Genomic DNA, 20,071 nt, shown 5'->3' with positions numbered 1-20,071 from the left:
CCAGCAACCGGATGTACCCGCAAATCTGTTCCTGGAGGAATGCGATGAATAGTTGGTTCGGCAACATCAGCGTCAACATGAAACTGGGCCTGGGCTTCGGCCTGGTACTGGTACTCACCTCGATCCTCGCGCTCACCGGCTGGACCAGCCTGGGCGGCCTGATCGACCGCAGCAACTGGATGAGCGACATCACCCAGCTCAACGCTTCGCTGACCAAACTGCGGATCGTGCGCCTGCAATACATGTTGGCCAACGGCGACGAAGCCGTGGCGCAAAACGTGCAGACCAGCCTCGACAATTTTGTGGCCCAGCAACAGAAGCTGCTGGACAGCTTCAAGAGCCCGGACAACCTCAAGCTGCTCAATGAGCAAAAGGCGATCATCACGGCTTACCAGCAGTCCTTGAACAAAATGCGCGAGGCCTACCGCAACGGTAACGCCGCGCGCCAGGTCATGGGCGACAAGGCTGACATCGCCAACACACAAATCGACGCCCTGGACTCCAGCGTGCGCCAGATGCCCGACAGCGCCGAGCGTTTTGCCCAGTTCGAGGCCGTGACCACCGCCAAGGAACAGTTCCAGTTGGCCCGCTACGAAGTGCGCGGCTACACCGGCAACGTCAACGCCGAGACTGAAGCCCGCGCTGCCGCGCAGATCGAGAAAGCCATCGACGGTTTGAAAGGCCTGCATACGGCGTTTGGCGCCAACCAACAGTCCGCACTGACGGCCCTGGAAACCGCCCTCGGGGCTTATCGCAGCGCGGTCCAGAACTACAAGGCGGCCAACGCCAACATCGTCTCGGCCCGGGCAGAAATGACCACCCAGGGTACCGACATCGTCACCATCAGCGACAAGCTGTACGACATTCAGCTGCAACGTCGTGACGCCGAAAGTGCCCAGGCCCGCAGCCTGCAACTGATCAGCACGTTGCTGGCCTTGCTGGTGGGCATCGTGGCGGCCGTCATTATCACTCGCCAAATCACCGGCCCATTGCGCGAGACCCTCGCCGTGGTGGAGCGCATCGCTTCCGGCGACCTGAGCCACAACATCCAGGTGACCCGCCGCGACGAACTCGGCGTGTTGCAACAAGGCATCCAGCGCATGGGCACGACCCTGCGTGAACTGATCAGCGGCATCCGCGACGGCGTGACCCAGATCGCCGCTGCCGCCGAAGAGCTGTCGGCCGTGACCGAACAGACCAGCGCCGGGGTCAACAGCCAGAAGATCGAGACCGATCAAGTGGCCACCGCCATGCACGAAATGACTGCCACCGTGCAGGAAGTCGCACGCAACGCCGAACAAGCGTCCCAGGCGGCCTCGGCCGCCGACGGCGAAGCCCGTGCCGGTGACAAGGTGGTGGCCGAAGCCATCGCCCAGATCGAACGTCTGGCTGCCGAAGTGGCACGCTCCACCGACGCCATGACGCACCTGCAACAAGAGAGCAACAAGATCGGCAGCGTGATGGACGTGATCAAGGCCGTGGCCGAACAGACCAACCTGCTGGCGCTCAACGCCGCCATCGAAGCGGCCCGTGCCGGTGAAGCCGGTCGTGGTTTTGCGGTGGTCGCCGACGAAGTCCGTGGCCTGGCCCAACGCACCCAGAAATCCACCGAAGAGATCGAAGGCCTGGTGGCCGGTTTGCAGAATGGCACCCAGCAAGTGGCTGCCGTGATGAACAACAGCCGCAACCTCACCGACAGCAGCGTCGAACTGACGCGCAAGGCCGGTGTATCACTGGAAAACATCACCCGTACGGTGTCGAATATCCAGTCCATGAACCAGCAGATTGCGGCAGCCGCCGAACAGCAGAGTGCCGTGGCGGAAGAGATCAGCCGCAGTATCGTGAATGTGCGGGACGTGTCGGAGCAGACCGCAGCGGCCAGTGACGAGACGGCCAAGTCAAGTGTGGAACTGGCGCGTTTGGGCGGGCAGTTGCAGCAGATGGTCAGCCATTTCCGGGTGTAAACACACCTTCAACGCAAGCACCCTCAAACTGTGGCGAGGGAGCTTGCTCCCGTTGGGCCGCGAAGCGGCCCCAGTCCAAACAACCGAGACCGTTCAGGTTAACCCTGCGCCTGGTTTTGGGGCTGCTGCGCAGCCCAACGGGAGCAAGCTCCCTCGCCACATTAGAACGGGTTTAAACCGCGACTTCTTCAACAAACACCAACCGGTTCCCCGACGGGTCGCTGATGCTCATTTCGCGACTGCCCCATGGCGTGTCTTCAATCCCCGGCTTGGCGTTGCGGTAATGCTTGGCCAGCAGCTGTTGCTGGTACGCTTCCAGCCCTTGGGCCTGAATCCGCACCGCTGCACCCGGGGTGCAGTCGCCATGGTGCTCGGACAGGTGCAGCACGCATTCCCCCAGCGACACCTGCAAGTACAGCGGAAAGTTGTCTTCAAACCGGTGCTGCCAATCGACCTTGAACCCCAGGAAATCGACGTAGAACGCCAACGTTTTGGCCTCGTCAAAACTGCGCAAAATGGGGGTGACTTTTCCTAAGTGCATGGCGATTGCTCCGTGTTTGAGAGCGGCCACTATACGGCCGCAAACCCCTTACGCAAATCCCCGCTGCGCGCCAGGAATCGTCCGGGCCGCTGCCCGTTCGCTTGCCCGTCGCAGTAACTCAACACGCCATTGACCCACACACCGTCAATCCCTTCCGCCGCACGCTGGGGCTCCTTGAAGTCCGCCACATCCCGCACCCTCAGCGGGTCAAACAGCACCAGGTCCGCCCAGTGCCCTTCACGGATTTCACCGCGCTCGGCCAGGCCAAATCGCGCCGCCGACAAGCCAGTCATCTTATGCACGGCGGTGTGCAGCGGGAACAAGCCCAGGTCTCGGCTGAAATGCCCGAGCACCCGTGGAAACGCGCCCCACAACCGCGGATGAGGAAACGGATCCTCCGGCAAACCATCCGAACCAATCATCGACAGTGGATGCGCCAGGATGCGCTGCACGTCGGTCTCATCCATCCCGTAATACACCGCCCCGGCGGGTTGCAGGCGACGGGCTGCGTCCATCAGCGGCACCGCCCACTCGGCGGCGATGTCCTGCAAATCCCGCCCGCCCATTTCAGGGTGCGGCGTGGACCAGGTGATGGTGATGCGAAACGCATCGGTGACTTGCTTGAGGTCCAGGGTCGAAGAGCTGGCCGCATAGGGATAGCAATCGCAGCCCACCGGATGCGTCTTCGCCGCATGTTCCAGTGAGGCCAACAACTGCGGGCTGCGTCCCCAGTTGCCAGCGCCCGCGCACTTGAGGTGGGAAATGATCACCGGCGCCTGGGCATGGCGGCCGATCAGAAACGCCTCGTCCATCGCTTCCAGCACCGGTTCGAATTCGCTGCGCAAATGAGTGGTGTACACCGCGCCGAACGCCGTGAGCTCTTCACTCAGTTGCAGCACTTCATCGGTCTCGGCGTTGAACGCGCTGGCGTACGCAAGGCCGGTGGACAAACCCAGGGCACCGTGCGCAAGACTCTCCTGCAACTGCACGCGCATGGCGGCAATTTCACCGGGCGTGGCAGTGCGGTGCAGGTCGTCCATATGGTTGCTGCGCAGCGCCGTGTGGCCGATCAGTGCCGCCACGTTGACTGCCGGGTGGGCGCTCTCCACCGCCGCGCGGTAATCGGCAAAACGCGGATAGGCAAAGGCGTCGCGCTTGCCCAACAGGTTCATCGGGTCCGGCGGATCGGCCCTCAGGCTGACCGGCGAAGCACTGATGCCGCAGTTGCCGACGATCACTGTGGTCACGCCCTGGCTGAGCTTGGGCAGCATCTGCGGGTGACGGATCACCACCGTGTCGTCGTGGGTGTGCACGTCGATAAACCCCGGCGCCAATACCCGCCCGGTGGCGTCGATTTCATGCTCGGCGCTGTCCCGGGACAGGTCGCCGATCTTCTCGATACGCCCCTCGTGCAACGCCACATCGGCGACATAACCGGGGGTGTTGCTGCCATCAATGATCAGCGCCTGGCGGATCAACGTGTGGTAATTCATTTCAATCTCCAAGCGGCAGGCTGTCGGGGCCGCCGCGATAATCGTCCAGGGCCAGCTTGATTCGTCGCAGGCGTTCCTGGTTGTCGTCCGGCATGGCCAAGGCCAGCTCGGTGGCGAGCACGTCGATGGCCAACAGCATTCCGTAGCGCGCCGCCGTTGGCTTGTAGATAAAACTGGTTTCCGCCGGTTGCAGCGGCAGCAGCACATCGGCCAACTGCGCCAGCGGTGAATCCGGCAGGGTGATGGCGATGATTTTTGCGCCGTAGTTACGCGCCAGCGCCACCACGCCCAACACTTCCGGGGTGATGCCGGTCAGCGAACACACAATCAGCGCATGTTCCGGGCCCAAGGTGGCGGCGGTCACGCGCATCATCACCGGGTCATGGCAGGCGGCGATCGAGTAGCCCAGGCGCACCAGGCGCACTTGCAACTCATCGCTGCACAGGCTCGATGGCCCGCCCATGCCGAACGCGTGGATCATCCGCGCATTGCCCAGCAGGCTCACGGCGTCGACAAAGCTGCGCTGGTTGAAACCGGACAAATGCCGGCGCAACGTCGATTCGATATCGCTGAGAATCTGTCGGTGAAACGCCGACTGCTCAGGCAGGCCCGCCGGGTCGAGAAACCGGCTGCCGACGCCGCTGGCCTGGGCCAGTTGCAGGCGCAGGTCCCGCAGGTCGCGGCACCCGACGCTGCGGGCAAAGCGCGACAAGGTGGCGGTGCTGACCTCGGCCCGTTGGGACAACGCTTCCAGGCTGGCGGACGCAGCAAAGCCGACGTCATCAAGCATCAACTTGGCGATACGCCCTTCGCCGGCGCTGAAGGAATCCTGGCGGGCGCGGATCTGGTAGAGGATGTCCATCGGGTCGGCTCCGGGTTACAAGATGCAGGACAGGCCATAAGTCAGACCGAAGGCGACCACAGAAATCAGGGTCTCCAGCACGGTCCAGGTCTTGAAGGTCTGGATCACCGTCATATTGAAGTATTCCTTGATCAGCCAGAAGCCGCCGTCGTTCACGTGGGAAAAGATCACCGAACCCGCACCAGTGGCCAGCACCAGCAATTCCGGATGGGGATAACCCAGGCCCATCGCAACCGGCGCTACCACGCCAGAGGCGGTGGTCATGGCCACCGTGGCCGAGCCCGTGGCGATGCGCATCAACGCGGCGAACAGCCACCCCATTACCAAGGGCGACAAGTTGAAGGCATGGGCCAGGCCGAGGATTTCATTGGTGACGCCGGCATCCACCAGAATCCGGTTAAGACCGCCGCCCGCCCCCACCAGCAAGGTGATGCTGGCGGTCGGTGCCAGGCATTCGTTGGTGAACTTAAGGATCGATTCGCGGTTGAAGCCCTGGGCCAGACCGAGGGTCCAGAAACTCACCAACGTCGCCACCAGCAGCGCGATCACCGAGTTGCCGATAAACAACAGAAACTGGTTGAACGCGGTGCCCGGTGTGGAAATCAGGTTAGCCCAGCCGCCGATCATCATCAGCACCACCGGCAACAGGATGGTGCCCATGGTCAGGGCGAAACTCGGCAAACGGGTACGCGGTTCGCGGTCGATAAACTGGCGTTCCAGCGGGTTTTCCGCTGGCAGGTGAATGTGCGGCACGATGAACTTGGCGTACAGCGGACCTGCAATGATCGCGGTCGGAATACCGATCAAAATCGCATACAACACCGTCTGCCCGACCGACGCGTTATAGGCCAACACCGCCATCATCGCCGCCGGATGCGGCGGCACCAACGCATGCACCACCGACAAGCCAGCCACCATCGGCAGTCCGACCATCAGGATCGATACGCCCACCCGCCGCGCCACGGTAAAGGCGATCGGCACCAGCAATACAAAACCGACCTCGAAAAACAGCGGCAGCCCCACCAGGAACGCGATACACACCATCGCCCAGTGGGCATTCCGCTCACCGAACCGATTGATCAGCGTGCGCGCCACCTGCTCGGCGCCGCCGGACTCGGCCATCATCTTGCCGAGCATCGTCCCCAGCGCGACCACCAGCGCAATATGCCCCAGCGTCTTACCGACGCCGGCCTCGTAGGAGCCCATGATCGTATCCGCCGGCATCCCGGCCAACAGCGCCAGGCCGATGGACACCAGGGTGATGACGATAAACGGGTTGAGCCGGTAACGCGCGATCAATACGATCAATGCAATGATGGCGATGGCGGCGTAGATCAACAGCCAATACCCCGGTGATGCGGCCATGCGGTACTCCTCGGAAAGGGTCACGTCGAATAGGTTGTGAAAGTCATAAATCATTACCGAGGTGGATTTTCAATTTTTATGAAAGTAATTTTCGCCCACAGACAAGCCCTGTCGCACAGGGATATGCCCCGGGTCAGTGGATGAAAATTCGGGGGGCGTTCTTACATGAAGATCGCCGGGCTGGAAACTCAACTGCGCAGGCCGAGTCTTAGGCTGCACACCGACTCATGACCAGGAAAACCCAGAATGAATCGTAAACACCTGCTTGTTCCTTTCGCCGCCGGCGCGCTGTTGCTGGCCTTGGGTGGCACGGCGTCGGCCGACGAGAACGCGGCGCTGAAAAAATGCATGGACGGCGCCAACACCACCGCCGACATGGTCGATTGCAACGCCAAGGAAACCAAGGTGCAGGACGCACGCCTGAACACCGCCTACAAAGCCGCCATGACGGCGATGGAAGGCAACCGCAAGCAACAATTGCAAGACGTGCAACGCCAGTGGATCAAGTTTCGCGATGCCAATTGCGGCTTCATCGGCTCGGCAACCGGCGGCACCATTGATCAGGTCAACGGCTCGGGCTGCGTGCTGGACATGACCCAGACCCGCGCCCAGGAATTGGAAAATCTGGTCGGCCCATGATCGTTCCAACGCTCTGCGTGGGAATGCATCCTGTGACGCTCCGCGTCACGACTTTAAGAGCGGACGCGGAGCGTCCAAAGCGGCGTTCCCACGCAGAGCATGGGAACGATCATCGCACCTCAACAACTGTCAGTCGTGCTGCACCCGCGCACGCTTGAGCAGTTTGCGGCAACGCTCGGACAGGTGCAGCACCCGCAGATGCTTGCCGGCCTTGGCGTAGCGCTCCCGCAGGGTCATCAACGCAGCAATCGCTGAATAGTCGACGAAGCTCAAGTGACGACAATCCAGCGTCACCTGGGCCGGATCGTTGGCCGGATCGAACCGGTTCAGGAACGGCGTGGTCGAGGCAAAAAACAGCGTGCCGTGCACCCGATAGAGCTTGCTGCCGTCCGCTTCCATATGCTCATCCGCGTACAGCTCACGCGCTTGCTGCCAGGCAAAGTTCAGCGCCGCAATCACAATCCCGCACAGCACCGCCGTCGCCAGATCGGTGAACACGGTAATCACCGTCACCGCCATGATCACCAGCACGTCGTTGAGTGGCACCTTGTTGATCACCCGCAGGGACGCCCAGGCAAACGTCTGCTGGGACACCACGAACATCACCCCCACCAGCGCCGCCAGCGGAATGCGCTCGATCAGCGGTGACAGAAACAGAATGAACAGCAGGATCATCACCCCGGCGAACACACCGGAAAACCGCCCGCGCCCGCCGGAGCTGAGGTTGATCACGGTTTGCCCGATCATCGCGCAGCCGCCCATGCCGCCGAACAAGCCCGAGACCATATTCGCCGCGCCCAGGGCCACGCTTTCGCGGTCGGGATAGCCGCGGGTTTCCGTAATTTCGTCGGTGAGGTTGAGGGTCAGCAGGGTTTCCAGCAGACCGACCATGGCCATCAGGATCGCGTAGGGCGCGATGATGTGCAGGGTTTCAAGGGTCCAGGGAATCTGCGGCAACGCGAAGGTCGGCAGGCCGCCGGCGATGTGAGCCATGTCGCCCAGGGTGCGGGTAGGCAGGCCGAGCAGGTACACCGCCAGGCCCACGCCGAGGATCGCCACCAGGGCCGGTGGCACGGCACGGGTCAGGCGCGGCAGCAGGTAGACGATAGCCATGGTGGCAGCGACCAGCCCGGTCATCACGTACAACGGCGTGCCGCTGAGCCAGGTGTCACCGCTCTTGAAGTGCTCCAGCTGGGCCAGGGCAATGATGATCGCCAGGCCGTTGACGAACCCGAGCATCACCGAGTGCGGCACCATGCGCACCAGCTTGCCCAGGCGCAACAGGCCGAAGGCGACCATGATCAAGCCGCCCAGCAACACCGTGGCCAGCAGGTACTGCACGCCGTGCTGCACCACCAGCGCAACGATCACCACCGCCATCGAGCCGGCGGCACCGGAGACCATGCCGGGCCGGCCGCCGAACAGCGCAGTGAGGGTGCAGATGATGAACGCGCCATAGAGGCCCATCAGCGGGTTGAGGTGAGCCACCAGGGAAAAGGCGATGCATTCGGGCAGCAAGGCAAAAGACGTAGTGAGTCCGGCCAGGGCGTCGGCGCGCAGACGGGTGAGGTTCATTGAAGTACCGGGGGAGTTGCGAGGGATAAGGTGGGGGATGGTACGGAATTGGGCGGGGTGGGGCTAGTGTTGGGTAAGACAGTTAGACCGAGTCGCCCCTTTCGCGAGCAAGCCCGCTCCCACATTTGACCGCATTCCAAAGTTGGAACTCGGTTAAGTGTGGGAGCGGGCTTGCTCGCGAAGGGCTCACCGGGGGTTCAAGCGAACATCACACCATCTCGTTGCGAATCCACTCAACGACGGAGGTCCGCTTCGGCGCCCACCCCAGCAATTCCCGCGCATGCTTGCCGCGCACCCGGCTGTTGGAGCCCAAGCCATAGTTGGCCATTTCATAGCCCCACTCGGCCTCGGCATCCGCCAATGGCCAATCCTGCGGTTTACCCAGCTTCAGCGCTTCGGCAATCGCGGCAGTCATGTCGACAAACGCCGCCTCGCCACTCTCCACAAAGTAGAAAGTGCCCGGCACATTCTTTTCCAGCGCCAGCAGGTACAGCGCGACTACGTCCTCAATGTGTACGTTGGACCAGATGTTCTGCCCGGTGCCTACATGACGAACCACGCCACTTTTACGCGCCTGTTTGAGCAAGCGCGGCAACTGCACGCTGTCGCGCTTAACGCCCAGGCTGTGACCGTAGATCAGGGTGTTGCAGATCACCGCCGAGTTCACGCCATCTTGGGCGGCAGCAAGAATCAGGTTGTCGATGGCCACGCGAGCGGCCTTGTCGACAGTCGGCTCCGGCAAGTTGTCTTCGAAGTAGATGACATCGCTGGACTTACCGCCCGACGCATCGCCGACGATGCTCGAACCGCTGGTATGCAGGAAGGTTTTGTTGGAACCGCGCAGCGCAGCCAGCAAGGTTTCCACGGCGCCGCGATGGTCGCTGCTGGCGGCGTTGATCACGGCGTCCGCTTTCTTCGCCTGCTCGGTCAACAGCGCACTGTCATCCAGCGTGCCGATCACCGGCGTGATGCCCAGTGCAGTCATTTCTTCGGCTTGTTCGGCGCTGCGCACCAGGCCGGTGACGTTATGGCCGGCCTTGACCAGGCCAGTGGCGATGGAGCCGCCGATAAAACCGGCAGCGCCGGTAATGAATACGTTCATGGAGGTGTCTCCCTGCGTGAGTAATGGATGGCGTCAGTATTGCGGACCTATCCATGCGGAATAAGTCCGTATTGCCCAATTCACTCTTGCGCAGGGGTCACGAATCAGCTGGCGTAGCTGGCCAGCTTGCCCTGGATAAAGTCCAGGAAACACTGGATGCGCAAGGCCAACTGCGAGTTGCGGTAGTACACCGCGTTGATCGGCTGGCGATAGCCGCTGTTGAACTCGGCCAGCACCGGTATCAGGCGTCCGGTCTTGATGTCCTGAGCCGTCATGAAGTCCGACAGACAGGTGATGCCCTGCCCTTCCAGTGCCAGTTGGCGCAGGGTTTCACCGCTGGAGGCGGCAACGCCCGGCTGGATCTGCCAGCGATCCCCGTGCACATGGCGCAGTGGCCAATGGTTCAGGGTTTCGGTCTGGGTGAAACCAAGCAAGGTGTGTTCGGCCAGTTCGGCAACGGTGGTGGGCGTACCGTGCTGTTTCAGGTAAGCCGGGCTGGCGAGGATATGCAGCGGGCTGCAACCCAATGAGCGGGCGTGAAGGGTCGAGTCCGCCAGGGCACCGATGCGGATCGCGATGTCAGTGCTCTGCTCCAGCAGGTCGATGATCAGGTCGTTGCTGTTCAACTCCAGTTGGATGTCCGGGTACAGGCCACGAAACTCGGCGATGTACGGCACGATCGCATGCAACATGAACGGCGACGCCGCGTTGATCCGCAGGCGCCCCGAGGGGGTTTGCTGGCGCGACGACAGGCGCTCTTCCAGGTCGTCCATTTGCTCGAGGATCACCTTGGCCCGCTCGAAGAAATACTTGCCCTCTTCGGTCAGGTCCATGCGCCGGGTGGTGCGGTTGATCAGGGTGGTGTCGAGCTTGGCTTCCAGGCGCGACAAGGTACGACTGACCGCCGACGGCGTCTGCCCGACCTGTTCGGCCGCGGCGGAAATCGACCCGCATTCAATCACGCAGACAAAGATCTGTAGCTCATCGGATCGGGCTTTCAACGTGAATCCTCTTTATAGCGGCTGCACGGATACTAGCCGCATTACAGATTCAGGTTAAACACCTGTGCCAGATGCTGCTCATACCGCGCCACGTCGGCTTCGATGGCCGGGCGCTTCATCACGTCCACGCACAGAAAGGTCGGCAGGCCGGTCATGCCAAGGAATTCGTTGGCTTTGTGGAACGGGAAATACACCGCGTCCACGCCCTTGGCTTCGAAGAAGTCGGTAGGGTCGTCAAAGGCTTGTTGCGGTGCGTTCCAGGTCAGGGACAGCATGTATTGCTTGCCCTGGATCAGGCCACCGCTGCCGTACTTCTGCGAGGCATCGGAGCGGGTGCGGCCGTCGCTGGCGTAGAGGCTGCCGTGGCCTTCGGTGAAGACTTCGTCGATGTATTTCTTGACGATCCACGGCGCGCCCATCCACCAGCCGGGCATCTGGTAGATGATCACGTCGGCCCAGAGGAATTTGGCGACTTCTTCGGCTACGTCGTAGCCGGCGTCGATGTGGGTTTCCTTGACATCGATGCCACCACGGTCGAGCACCGCCAGCGCCGCTTCATGCAGGGTGCTGTTGTAGCGGCCGTCGGAGTGAGCGAATTTTTTACCGCCGTTGAGCAAAAGAACTTTCTTCATGGGGCGTGCCTAAAGATTAAAAATGTCTGAAGGCAGCGTAACGAGGCTGATGCTTTGGAATAAGCGCCGGAAAGGCAAAATACATTTGATTAAAAAGCACGAATCGACATTTGATTATTAACCACTGATCAGCAGATGACCTCCCAGCGCAGCCATGCCGACAAAGAACACCCGCTTGAACAGCACGGCACTGATGCGCTGGCGCAGGGCCTGGCCCAGCCACATCCCGAGCAGCGCGGGAAGCAGCGCCAGCAACGAGGCGTTCAATTCGCCACCGCCCAGGCTGCCACGCCAGAACAGGCCGGCCGCCAGCGCCAGGGTCGACACGGTGAACGAAAGCCCCAACGCCTGCACCAGCTGATCGCGATTCAAACCCAAGGCTTGCAGATACGGCACCGCCGGGATCACGAACACCCCGGTGGCCGAGGTGATAATCCCGGTCAGTACGCCGCACAACGGTCCCAACCACCGCTCGGTGGCCGGGCTCACCTTGAAGGTCGGCAGAAACAACCCGCTTAGGGCATACACCAGCAATGCCCCGCCTAACGCCCGCACCACCCAATGCCCGCCGTCCATGCCGAGCCACAACGAGCCCAGCCCGGTGCCGAGGAAAATCAGCAGGAGCATCGGCCACAGGCGTTTGATCAAGGCGCTCAAATGGCCGCCAAAGGCCAGTTGCCAGAGGTTGGTAACCGTCGACGGGATGATCAGCAATGCCGCAGCCTGCGCCGGCAGCATAGCCAGGCCGAGCATGCCCATGGCGACAGTGGGCAAGCCCAGACCGATGACGCCCTTGACCGTGCCGGCCAGCAGGAAGGTGCCGATCACCAGCAATGTCAGAGCTGGACCGAGGTTTTGGTAGAACGCGAGTAAGGTATTCATAGGGCGATTTTGCAGGTTTGGGTGATGTCTGAAAATTCGCCATATACTGAGGCAGCCTCTTGTTTTGCATGAGGCAGATGGCCTCTTCGCGAGCAAGCCCGCTCCCACATTTTGAAAGGGTTCACAGATCTAAATGTGGGAGCGGGCTTGCTCGCGAAGAGGCCCGTCCAGACACCGAGATCCCCAGCCATGCACTTTGACCTGATCGACCTGCGCCTGTACCTGCACATCCTCGACACCGGCAACATCACCGCCGGCGCCAGCCGCAGCCACTTGTCCCTGGCGGCGGCGAGTGCGCGGATCCGGGCGATGGAAGCCTCCCTGGGCATCGAGTTCCTGGAACGTGGCCGCCGTGGTGTCACCCCGACTGCAGCGGGTAAAGCCCTGGCCCGTCACGCCCGCCTGCTGCTGCAGCAAGCCGAGCACCTGCAACAAGACCTCGCGGAATACGCCAACGGCGTCAAAGGCCAGGTACGCCTGCTGTGCAACACCACGGCCCTGAGCGAATACCTGCCGGAATTGCTGGCGGACTTTCTACGGGAACACCCCAATCTGGATATCGACCTGCAGGAACTGCCAAGCCTGCGTATCACCCACGCCTTGCGCCAGGGTGCGGCAGACTTGGGGATCATTTCCGATGCGGTGGACACCCACGGCTTGCAGACCCTGCCCTTTCGCGACGACCCGCTGGTGCTGATCATGCCGCTGGATCACCCGCTGGCCCCGCGCACCGTGAGCTTTATCGACAGCTTGCAGCACGACTACGTAGGCCTGGCCGCCGACAGCGCGCTGGCGGTGTACCTGGAAGAACAGGCATTGCACGCAGGCTTTCGCTTGCAGACACGCATCCGTGCAGATGGGTTTGACGGGCTGATTCGCATGGTTGCCCGGGGCGCCGGGCTGGGCATCGTGCCCCTGGCCGCGCTGGAGCGCTGGCCGTTGGAACGGCGCTTCAAGGCCCAACCCCTGACCGAGGATTGGGCCTGTCGCAAACTGCTGTTATGCGCGCGCGAGTTCGAGCAATTGCCGGGTTATGCCAAAGCCTTGTTCGACGCCTTGGCCGCGCCCTTGCGGAAAAATACGTAGTACACCAGCGACAGAATCAGCAGGAATGGCACCCCGAACACCAGCGTCATCTTGAACGCATCGGTGAAGAACGTGGTGACCATCACCGCGCCCATCAGCACCAGGCCCAGCAGCGTGCTGTAGGGGAACAGCGCCAGTTGGAACGACAGCTTCGGCCCGCCGTGACGCGTGCGGTAGCGGCGGAAAAACAGGTGCGTGAGGAAGATCATGAACCAGGTGAAGATCGCGCCAAACATCGAGATCGCCATCATCAAGGTGAATGAGCTTTCCGGGTATACCACGTTCAGCAGGGTTGCCAGGGCAATGCCCGAGCTCGACAGCAGCAAGGCGTTCAACGGAATCCCGCTCTTGCTCAAGGCGCCCATGGACTTGGGCGCGAAGCCAGCGCGTGACAGGCTGAACATCATGCGGGTGGTGATGTAGAGCTGGCTGTTCATCGCCGACAAGGCGGCGATCAGAATCACAAAATTCATCACCCCGGTGGCGCCGGGAATGCCGATGGTCTGCATCACTGTGACGAACGGGCTCTGGGCATGGCCGGCCTGGTTCCACGGCACGATGGCGAGCATCAGCGCCAGGGTCAGCAGGTAGAACACCACCAGCCGCACGATGGTCGCGCGAAAGGCTTTTTTCACCGCCTGTTCCGGATCGGCCGCTTCACCCGCGGCCACCGCGATCATCTCCACGCTCAGGTAGCTGAAGATCGAGACAATCACCGCGATCCACATGCCGCTCAACCCGTTCGGGAAAAAACCACCGTGGGCGGTGTAGTTCTGCACGCCGTAATCCGGGTTGCCGGAGCCGAACACCACATACACCGCGAGGATGATAAAGCCGACGATGGCGCTGATCTTGATCGTGGAAAACCAGTATTCAAAGTTGCCGAAGGTCTTGACGCTGATGGCGTTGAGCACGATCAACACGCTGGAGAACGAGACGATCCACACCCATTCCGGCACGTTGGCGAACCAATACTTCATGTACATCGCCACCGCCGTGACCTCGGCGCCCACCGCCAGCACAATCGCCGCCCAGTAGGCATAACGCACCAGGAACCCCGCCAGCGGGCTGACGTAGAACTCGGCATACGCGCCGAACGAGCCCGAGGTGGAATGGGCGACGGTCATCTCCGCCAGGCAGCCCATCAACAGCAAGGTGATCAGCGCACCGATGGCATAGCTCACCAGTACGCTGGGCCCGGCATAGCCGATGGCGTAGGCGCTACCCATGAACAGCCCGGTGCCGATGGCGCCACCGATGGCGATCATGCTCATCTGGCCGGAAGTGAGCTGGCGCCGCAGGCCCAGTTCGCGATTGGTTATTTCGGCAAAGCCTTGGTCTGGCGTGGTCACGTGGCGTGCCCCTTTATTATTGTGATTGCACTGATTTCTGGTTGAAACACTGTCCCCTGTGGGAGCGGGCTTGCTCGCGAAAGCGGTGTGCCAGTCAATACATCAGAGACTGATGGCCCGCATTCGCGAGCAAGCCCGCTCCCACATTTTTTGCTCTGCGTTTACTCAGGTGACGCTGTGGCGCACTTTGAATTGCGGCTGGTCCCAGGTTTTCTGATCGAGAATCTCACCCAGGATTTCCACCGCATCCCACACTTCAGCAAAGCTGGTGTACAGCGGGGTAAACCCGAACCGCATGATGCGCGGCTCGCGATAATCACCAATCACGCCGCGAGCGATCAAGGCCTGGATAACCGCATAACCTTCCGGGTGTTCGAAGCTGACGTGGCTGCCACGTCGGGCATGTTCACGCGGGGTAATCAGGGTCAGGTCGTGGGCGGCACAACGGCTTTCCACCAACTCGATAAACAGATCAGTCAACGCCAGGGACTTAGCGCGCAAGCTGGCCATGTCGGTCTGGGCAAAAATATCCAGGCCACACTCCACCATCGCCAGCGAGGTAATCGGCTGGGTGCCGCACAGGTAGCGGGCGATGCCCTGGCTCGGCGCATAACGCGATTCCATGGCGAACTGGCGGGTATGCCCGAACCAGCCCGAGAGCGGCTGCGTGACCACATCCACCAGCGCCGGATTCACCCACACAAACGCCTGGGAGCCCGGTCCGCCGTTGAGGTATTTGTAGGTGCAACCAATCGCGTAATCGGCACCGGCCTGATGCAGGTCGACCGGCACCGCGCCCGCCGAATGCGCCAGGTCCCAGATCGCCAGCGCGCCACATTCATGGCTCAACGCGGTCTGGGCCTGCATGTCGTACATGTAGCCGGTCTTGTAGTTGACGTGGGTGAGCATCACCACGGCCGTGTCCTGGTCGATGGCTTGGGGCAATTCGTCCGGGCTGTTGACCAGCCGCAGGGAGTAGCCCTGTTGCAACAGTTCGGTCAGGCCTTCGGCGATGTACAGGTCGGTGGGGAAGTTGCTCGCTTCGCTGACGATCACCTTGCGGCTTGGCGCGCGTTCGCGCTGCACGGTCAGTGCCGCGCTGAGCACCTTGAACAGGTTGATGGAGGTGGTATCAGTGATCACCACTTCCCCGTCGCGGGCGCCGATCAGCGGGGCCAGGCGGTTGCCCAGGCGCTGGGACAGGTCGGCCCAGCCGGCGCTGTTCCAGCTGCGAATCAGGCCATTGCCCCACTCCTCGGCGATCACCGCTTGCGCGCGCGCCAGCGCTGCCACCGGGCGCGCACCGAGGGAGTTGCCGTCGAGGTAGATCACCCCGGCGGGCAAAGCGAATTGATTGCGCAGTGGCGCCAGCGGATCCTGGGCGTCGAGGGTCAGGCAATGGGTGCGGGTGGTCATGGTCAGTCCTGTTTTTGTAGTAACAATGAGCCAAATAATGAACGAAGCTTTAGAGAATTTTCGTGCAAAGTGGTGGGCAACAGGCTAATTAAGCTGTAGGAAATTCGAATTTAGCCCCCAAACACGCGGATTTATTCTAACCATGATTCTCGACGCTACCGACCTGCGCCTTCTGCATTTCCTGCAACAGGATGGCCGTATCAGTAACCAGGAACTGGCGGAGAAAGTCGCCCTGTCGCCGTCAGCCTGCCTGCGGCGTTTGCGCCTGCTGGAGAGCGAGGGAATCATCAGCGGTTACCGGGCGGTGCTGAACGCCGAGCAACTGGGGATCGAGCTGGAGGCCATTGTCCACCTGTCGTTGCGTCAGGATGTGGAGGACTGGCACGAGACGTTTATCAAGAAGGTGCAGGGGTGGCCGGAAGTGGCCAGTGCGTATGTGATTACCGGGGCAAGCAATTATGTGCTGCGGGTGCAGGCACGCAACCTCAAGCACTTTTCGGACTTTATCGTGAACCACCTGAACCGCACGGCAGGGGTGATGGATATTCGGTCGGAGATCGTCTTGCAGAAGATCAAGGATCGGGATGATCTGCTCGACCTGGTTGTTCGCAAGTAGGCCAAACGATACAGCGGATCGTTCCCACGCTCTGCGTGGGAATGTCTCCCTGGACGCTCCGCGTCCGCTCTTAAGGTCGTGACGCGGAGCGCCACAGGAGGCGTTCCCACGCGGAGCGTGGGAACGATCAACCTCAGTCTTCGAGTGCGCGCACTCGCTGCATGCGCTTTTGTTCTACCGGCGCTGCCGCAGGCTGCAACTCGAAGTCAAAATCAATCTGCGCAAACTGCCCTTCCACACCAAATTCCTTCGCCAGATTCGCGTCCTCGCTGAAACGAATCTCGGCGATCAATTCATCCCGCGTCGCATAGGCAAAATCATCGTGCAGGTACGGATCATCCGACAGGTTGATCTGCGTGGTCAGGTGCCGATGGCCCGGCGCCGAGATGAAGAAGTGGATATGCGCCGGCCGCTGGCCATGGCGCCCCAACTGGTCCAGCAACTGCTGGGTCGGGCCGGTCGGCGGGCAGCCATACCCCGACGGCACGATGCTGCGAAAACGGTAGTTGCCCTGGGCATCGGTCTCGATCCGCCGACGCAGGTTGAACTCCGACTGCGTGCCGTCAAACCACGAATAGGTGCCGCCCGTGTTGGCCTGCCACACATCGACAATCGCCCCCGCCAGCGGCTTGCCGTTGGTGTCGCGCACCTGGCCTTGCATGAACAGCGGCACGCCCGGATCGAGGCCGTCATCCAGCCGCGCTTCGTATTTGGACAGCGGCGCACCGGCCACATACAGCGGGCCTTCGATAGTGCGCGGGGTGCCGCCGGATTTGCCGGCTTCCTCGTCCGCGGCGTCCATCAGCATGTCCAGGTAATGCTCCAGGCCCAGGCCGGCGGCGAGCAGCCCGGCTTCCTGGTGCTTGCCCAGTTCGTTGAGGTAGTTGACCGCCTTCCAGAACTCTTCCGGGGTCACTTCCAGGTCTTCGATGATGTTCACCGTGTCCCGCAGGATCCGGTAGATCAGCGCCTTGGTCCGTGGGTTGCCGCCGTCGTTCAGGTTGCCGCTGGCTTCTTCGAGAAACTGTTGGGCGTGAGCAGTCTGGGAAAGTCGGATGGTCATGGTGCAATCCTCATCTTGTAATTATTAGGTGAAAAAACAGACTCAGCGATCATCCTCACGGATCGACGATGGGTGCCGGCACAGGGCATTCACTTCGATGGCCATGTAAGGATAAAGCGGCAGTTGCATCAGCAGGTCATGCAGTTCCTGCACGCTGTCGACATCGAACACGCTGTAGTTGGCATACAGCCCGGCGATGCGCCACAGGTGGCGCCATTTGCCTTGCTCCTGCAGCCGCTGGGAGAAGGCTTTTTCTTCAGCCTTGAGGCCGGCAGCGCGCTCGGGGTTCATGTCGACGGGCAGGTTCACGGTCATTTTTACGTGGAACAACATCACAGGTGTCCTCGGGTTATTTATCGCGACGGAAGAACGCCAGGCGCTCTTCATCAATGGCCAGGCCCATGCCCGGAGCGGTGGAGACATGCAGGTGGAAATCGCGGTACACCAGCGGCTCGGCGAGGATGTCTTCGGTGAGCAGCAGCGGGCCGAACAGCTCGGTGTCCCACGCCAGTTTGTTCAAGGTGAGAAAGGCATGGGCCGAGGCCAGGGTGCCGATACCGCCTTCGAGCATGGTGCCGCCGTACAAGCCGATGCCCGCCGCTTCGGCAATCGCTGCGGTGCGCAATACCGCACGCGGCCCGCCGTTTTTGGCGATCTTCAAGGCGAACACCGAGGCCGCGCCTTCGCGGGCCAGGTTGAAGGCGTCTTCCACACATTCGATGGATTCGTCGGCCATGATCGGCGCCGGGCTCGACAGGTTGAGCCGGGCCATGCCGCCACGGTTATTGCGCGAAATCGGCTGTTCAATCAGGTCGATGCCGTTATCCCCCAACACCTTGCAGGCGCGCAGTGCCACGGCTTCGTCCCAGGCCTGATTGACATCAACCCGCACGCTGGCGCGATCACCCAAGGCTTTTTTGATGGCGATGACGTGGGCCAGGTCCTGGCTAACTTCTCCGGCACCGATCTTCAATTTGAAGATGCGGTGGCGGCGCAGGTCGAGCATCTTCTCGGCCTCGGCGATGTCTTTTTCGGTGTTGCCACTGGCCAGGGTCCAAGCCACCGGCAAGGCGTCCCGCACGCGGCCGCCGAGCAGCTCGCTGACCGGCAAATTCAGGCGTTTGCCGAGGGCATCCAGCAAGGCGCTTTCGATACCCGACTTGGCAAAGGTATTGCCCCGAATGCTGCGCTCCAGGCGCAACATGGCGGCATTGATGTTGCTGGCGTCCTGGCCAAGCAGCAGCGGCGCGAAGTGCCGGTCGATGTTGATCTTGATGCTGTCGGGGCTTTCATTGCCGTAGCTCAGGCCGCCGATGGTGGTGGATTCACCGATGCCTTCGATGCCGTCGGCGCAGCGCACACGGATGACCACCAGGGTCTGGTTCTGCATCGTGTGCATCGCCAGCTTGTGCGGGCGGATGGTAGGGAGATCGACGATGATGGTCTCGATCGACTCGATGGCGCAAATCGGCATGGCAATACCCGTTGGGTTCTTTATAGATTTGGCCTGATTCTGTTCCGGATCTCTGCTGGCTTCCAATATAGAATGAGTCTCGAACAATACCCTTAAGGTATGAATGGAGTCCTTATGGAACTGCGCCATCTGCGTTACTTCCAGGTGCTGGGGGAAACCCTCAACTTCACCCGCGCCGCCGAACGCCTGCACATCGCCCAGCCGCCGTTGAGCCGGCAGATCCAGCAACTGGAGGACGAACTGGGTGTAGTCCTGCTGGAACGCGGACGGCCGTTGCGCCTGACCGAGGCCGGGCGGTTTTTCTATGAACACGCCAATGTGCTGCTGGAGCAGTTGGGCAAGGTGTGCGATAGCACCCGGCGCATTGGCTTGGGCGAAAAGACCTGGCTGGGCATCGGCTTTGCGCCGTCGACGCTGTATGGGGTGTTGCCGGAATTGATTCGCCGGCTGCGCAGCCATGATGGCCTGGAACTGGAGCTGGGCCTTTCCGAGATGACCACGTTGCAACAGGTCGAAGCCCTCAAGGCCGGGCGCATAGACGTGGGTTTCGGGCGGATTCGCATCGACGATCCGGCCATTGTGCAACGGATATTGGTAGAGGACCGGCTGGTGGCGGTGCTGCCGGCCGGGCATCCCTTGCTGGGTACTCCGGCAACGCTTGCGCAATTGGCCGCCGAGCCCTTTGTGCTTTACCCCGGCAACCCGCGTCCCAGCTACGCCGACCATGTGATCGCACTGTTCGACGCCCACGGTTTGAGCCTGAAGGTTTCGCAGTGGACCAACGAATTGCAGACCGCCATCGGCCTGGTCGGCGCGGGGATGGGCGTGACCCTGGTACCCGCCTCGGTGCAGGTGCTGCATCGGGCGGACATCGGCTATACGCCGGTGGTGGAAGCCACGGCCACTTCGCCGATCATTCTCAGCCGGCGGATCAATGACCAGTCGCCGGGGCTCAGTCATTGCCTGCAATTGGTGGAAGAGTTGATTTAAAAGAACACCACACATCCA

The 20,071-nt window shown here is 61.6% G+C and carries 19 protein-coding genes and 1 pseudogene; 6 read left to right on the top strand and 14 right to left on the bottom strand.

Features of this window, described 5'->3' with window-relative positions; genetic code table 11:
* Positions 1-11 precede the first annotated feature (11 nt).
* Together D109_RS1000000135325 and D109_RS1000000135320 are read left to right on the top strand one after the other, a co-directional pair.
* A pseudogene (locus D109_RS1000000135325) lies at positions 12-1,109 on the top strand (methyl-accepting chemotaxis protein); the annotation flags it as partial.
* Positions 1,101-1,964: a methyl-accepting chemotaxis protein gene (locus D109_RS1000000135320; protein ID WP_371103582.1), complete on the top strand. Its 864-nt coding sequence runs from the start codon at positions 1,101-1,103 to the stop codon at positions 1,962-1,964. The pseudogene D109_RS1000000135325 and the gene D109_RS1000000135320, both read left to right, overlap by 9 nt.
* Before the next feature lie 172 nt (positions 1,965-2,136).
* On the opposite strand, the gene D109_RS0120460 is transcribed toward D109_RS1000000135320, so the two are convergent.
* Genes D109_RS0120460 through D109_RS0120445 form a run of 4 tightly spaced genes read right to left on the bottom strand, consistent with a single transcriptional unit; the run spans position 2,137 to position 6,279 of the window.
* Complete coding sequence (locus D109_RS0120460; protein WP_017478513.1) at positions 2,137-2,505, bottom strand: glyoxalase superfamily protein; 369 nt, start codon at positions 2,503-2,505, stop codon at positions 2,137-2,139.
* A 29-nt stretch (positions 2,506-2,534) separates the two neighbouring features.
* Positions 2,535-3,998, bottom strand: a complete 1,464-nt coding sequence (locus D109_RS0120455; RefSeq protein ID WP_017478512.1) for an amidohydrolase family protein — start codon at positions 3,996-3,998, stop codon at positions 2,535-2,537.
* Between the two features lies 1 nt (position 3,999).
* Positions 4,000-4,860: a MurR/RpiR family transcriptional regulator gene (locus D109_RS0120450; RefSeq protein ID WP_017478511.1), complete on the bottom strand. Its 861-nt coding sequence runs from the start codon at positions 4,858-4,860 to the stop codon at positions 4,000-4,002.
* Between the two features lie 15 nt (positions 4,861-4,875).
* Complete coding sequence (locus D109_RS0120445) at positions 4,876-6,279, bottom strand: gluconate:H+ symporter (RefSeq protein ID WP_017478510.1); 1,404 nt, start codon at positions 6,277-6,279, stop codon at positions 4,876-4,878.
* Positions 6,280-6,471: 192 nt separating this feature from the next.
* Between D109_RS0120445 and D109_RS0120440 the strand changes: the two genes are divergently transcribed.
* Entirely contained in the window at positions 6,472-6,864 is a 393-nt protein-coding gene (locus D109_RS0120440; RefSeq protein ID WP_017478509.1) for a lysozyme inhibitor LprI family protein, read from the top strand.
* Positions 6,865-6,993: 129 nt separating this feature from the next.
* Here the strand turns inward: D109_RS0120440 and D109_RS0120435 are convergent, their stop codons facing one another.
* The 5 genes from D109_RS0120435 to D109_RS0120415 all read right to left on the bottom strand — a co-directional run bounded on the left by D109_RS0120435 (position 6,994) and on the right by D109_RS0120415 (position 12,056).
* Positions 6,994-8,439: a SulP family inorganic anion transporter gene (locus D109_RS0120435; RefSeq protein WP_017478508.1), complete on the bottom strand. Its 1,446-nt coding sequence runs from the start codon at positions 8,437-8,439 to the stop codon at positions 6,994-6,996.
* A gap of 208 nt (positions 8,440-8,647) precedes the next feature.
* Positions 8,648-9,541: an NAD-dependent epimerase/dehydratase family protein gene (locus D109_RS0120430; RefSeq protein ID WP_017478507.1), complete on the bottom strand. Its 894-nt coding sequence runs from the start codon at positions 9,539-9,541 to the stop codon at positions 8,648-8,650.
* 104 nt (positions 9,542-9,645) lie between these two features.
* Positions 9,646-10,542: a LysR family transcriptional regulator gene (locus D109_RS0120425; protein ID WP_017478506.1), complete on the bottom strand. Its 897-nt coding sequence runs from the start codon at positions 10,540-10,542 to the stop codon at positions 9,646-9,648.
* A gap of 41 nt (positions 10,543-10,583) precedes the next feature.
* The gene (locus D109_RS0120420) at positions 10,584-11,174 is read right to left on the bottom strand and encodes an NAD(P)H-dependent oxidoreductase (RefSeq protein WP_017478505.1); all 591 of its coding nucleotides are present in this window, start codon (positions 11,172-11,174) and stop codon (positions 10,584-10,586) included.
* A 117-nt stretch (positions 11,175-11,291) separates the two neighbouring features.
* A complete protein-coding gene (locus D109_RS0120415; protein WP_017478504.1) occupies positions 11,292-12,056 on the bottom strand; it encodes a sulfite exporter TauE/SafE family protein in 765 nt (254 codons plus the stop codon).
* A gap of 189 nt (positions 12,057-12,245) precedes the next feature.
* Here D109_RS0120415 and D109_RS0120410 point away from each other — a divergent pair, with 189 nt between their 5' ends.
* On the top strand, positions 12,246-13,142 hold the full coding sequence (locus tag D109_RS0120410; protein ID WP_017478503.1) for a LysR substrate-binding domain-containing protein: 897 nt from the start codon (positions 12,246-12,248) through the stop codon (positions 13,140-13,142).
* Here the strand turns inward: D109_RS0120410 and D109_RS0120405 are convergent.
* Both D109_RS0120405 and kynU read right to left on the bottom strand, forming a co-directional pair.
* Positions 13,088-14,494, bottom strand: a complete 1,407-nt coding sequence (locus D109_RS0120405; protein ID WP_017478502.1) for an amino acid permease — start codon at positions 14,492-14,494, stop codon at positions 13,088-13,090. The genes D109_RS0120410 and D109_RS0120405 overlap by 55 nt on opposite strands.
* A gap of 165 nt (positions 14,495-14,659) precedes the next feature.
* The gene (kynU, locus tag D109_RS0120400; RefSeq protein ID WP_017478501.1) at positions 14,660-15,910 is read right to left on the bottom strand and encodes a kynureninase; all 1,251 of its coding nucleotides are present in this window, start codon (positions 15,908-15,910) and stop codon (positions 14,660-14,662) included.
* 142 nt (positions 15,911-16,052) lie between these two features.
* Here kynU and D109_RS0120395 point away from each other — a divergent pair, with 142 nt between their 5' ends.
* Positions 16,053-16,526 (top strand): Lrp/AsnC family transcriptional regulator, encoded by a 474-nt coding sequence (locus tag D109_RS0120395; protein WP_003212305.1) that lies wholly within the window; start codon positions 16,053-16,055, stop codon positions 16,524-16,526.
* Positions 16,527-16,659: 133 nt separating this feature from the next.
* On the opposite strand, the gene catA is transcribed toward D109_RS0120395, so the two are convergent.
* Genes catA through D109_RS0120380 form a run of 3 tightly spaced genes read right to left on the bottom strand, consistent with a single transcriptional unit; the run spans position 16,660 to position 19,063 of the window.
* Positions 16,660-17,589, bottom strand: a complete 930-nt coding sequence (catA, locus tag D109_RS0120390) for a catechol 1,2-dioxygenase (protein WP_017478500.1) — start codon at positions 17,587-17,589, stop codon at positions 16,660-16,662.
* A gap of 42 nt (positions 17,590-17,631) precedes the next feature.
* The gene (catC, locus tag D109_RS0120385; protein ID WP_003212310.1) at positions 17,632-17,922 is read right to left on the bottom strand and encodes a muconolactone Delta-isomerase; all 291 of its coding nucleotides are present in this window, start codon (positions 17,920-17,922) and stop codon (positions 17,632-17,634) included.
* 16 nt (positions 17,923-17,938) lie between these two features.
* Positions 17,939-19,063: a muconate cycloisomerase family protein gene (locus D109_RS0120380; protein WP_017478499.1), complete on the bottom strand. Its 1,125-nt coding sequence runs from the start codon at positions 19,061-19,063 to the stop codon at positions 17,939-17,941.
* A gap of 114 nt (positions 19,064-19,177) precedes the next feature.
* On the opposite strand from D109_RS0120380, the gene D109_RS0120375 reads away from it, so the two are divergent.
* Positions 19,178-20,053, top strand: a complete 876-nt coding sequence (locus D109_RS0120375; RefSeq protein ID WP_017478498.1) for a LysR family transcriptional regulator — start codon at positions 19,178-19,180, stop codon at positions 20,051-20,053.
* The last annotated feature ends 18 nt before the right edge of the window (positions 20,054-20,071 follow it).

Origin of the sequence: Pseudomonas sp. PAMC 26793, from assembly GCF_000313235.1 — a bacterium.
In the GTDB taxonomy this organism is placed as follows: Bacteria; Pseudomonadota; Gammaproteobacteria; order Pseudomonadales; family Pseudomonadaceae; genus Aquipseudomonas; species Aquipseudomonas yamanorum.
The sequence above is the reverse complement of the archived record's forward strand: the minus strand, read 5'-3'. Positions and strand labels throughout refer to the sequence as shown.

Excerpts from the sequence above, each read along its gene's own strand:
- D109_RS1000000135320 (WP_371103582.1), top strand. The coding sequence starts at position 1,101 with ATGGGCACGACCCTGCGTGAACTGATCAGCGGCATCCGCGACGGCGTG.
- D109_RS0120460 (WP_017478513.1), bottom strand. The coding sequence starts at position 2,505 with ATGCACTTAGGAAAAGTCACCCCCATTTTGCGCAGTTTTGACGAGGCC.
- D109_RS0120455 (WP_017478512.1), bottom strand. The coding sequence starts at position 3,998 with ATGAATTACCACACGTTGATCCGCCAGGCGCTGATCATTGATGGCAGC.
- D109_RS0120450 (WP_017478511.1), bottom strand. The coding sequence starts at position 4,860 with ATGGACATCCTCTACCAGATCCGCGCCCGCCAGGATTCCTTCAGCGCC.
- D109_RS0120445 (WP_017478510.1), bottom strand. The coding sequence starts at position 6,279 with ATGATTTATGACTTTCACAACCTATTCGACGTGACCCTTTCCGAGGAG.
- D109_RS0120440 (WP_017478509.1), top strand. The coding sequence starts at position 6,472 with ATGAATCGTAAACACCTGCTTGTTCCTTTCGCCGCCGGCGCGCTGTTG.
- D109_RS0120435 (WP_017478508.1), bottom strand. The coding sequence starts at position 8,439 with ATGAACCTCACCCGTCTGCGCGCCGACGCCCTGGCCGGACTCACTACG.
- D109_RS0120430 (WP_017478507.1), bottom strand. The coding sequence starts at position 9,541 with ATGAACGTATTCATTACCGGCGCTGCCGGTTTTATCGGCGGCTCCATC.
- D109_RS0120420 (WP_017478505.1), bottom strand. The coding sequence starts at position 11,174 with ATGAAGAAAGTTCTTTTGCTCAACGGCGGTAAAAAATTCGCTCACTCC.
- D109_RS0120415 (WP_017478504.1), bottom strand. The coding sequence starts at position 12,056 with ATGAATACCTTACTCGCGTTCTACCAAAACCTCGGTCCAGCTCTGACA.
- D109_RS0120410 (WP_017478503.1), top strand. The coding sequence starts at position 12,246 with ATGCACTTTGACCTGATCGACCTGCGCCTGTACCTGCACATCCTCGAC.
- kynU (WP_017478501.1), bottom strand. The coding sequence starts at position 15,910 with ATGACCACCCGCACCCATTGCCTGACCCTCGACGCCCAGGATCCGCTG.
- D109_RS0120395 (WP_003212305.1), top strand. The coding sequence starts at position 16,053 with ATGATTCTCGACGCTACCGACCTGCGCCTTCTGCATTTCCTGCAACAG.
- catA (WP_017478500.1), bottom strand. The coding sequence starts at position 17,589 with ATGACCATCCGACTTTCCCAGACTGCTCACGCCCAACAGTTTCTCGAA.
- catC (WP_003212310.1), bottom strand. The coding sequence starts at position 17,922 with ATGTTGTTCCACGTAAAAATGACCGTGAACCTGCCCGTCGACATGAAC.
- D109_RS0120380 (WP_017478499.1), bottom strand. The coding sequence starts at position 19,063 with ATGCCGATTTGCGCCATCGAGTCGATCGAGACCATCATCGTCGATCTC.
- D109_RS0120375 (WP_017478498.1), top strand. The coding sequence starts at position 19,178 with ATGGAACTGCGCCATCTGCGTTACTTCCAGGTGCTGGGGGAAACCCTC.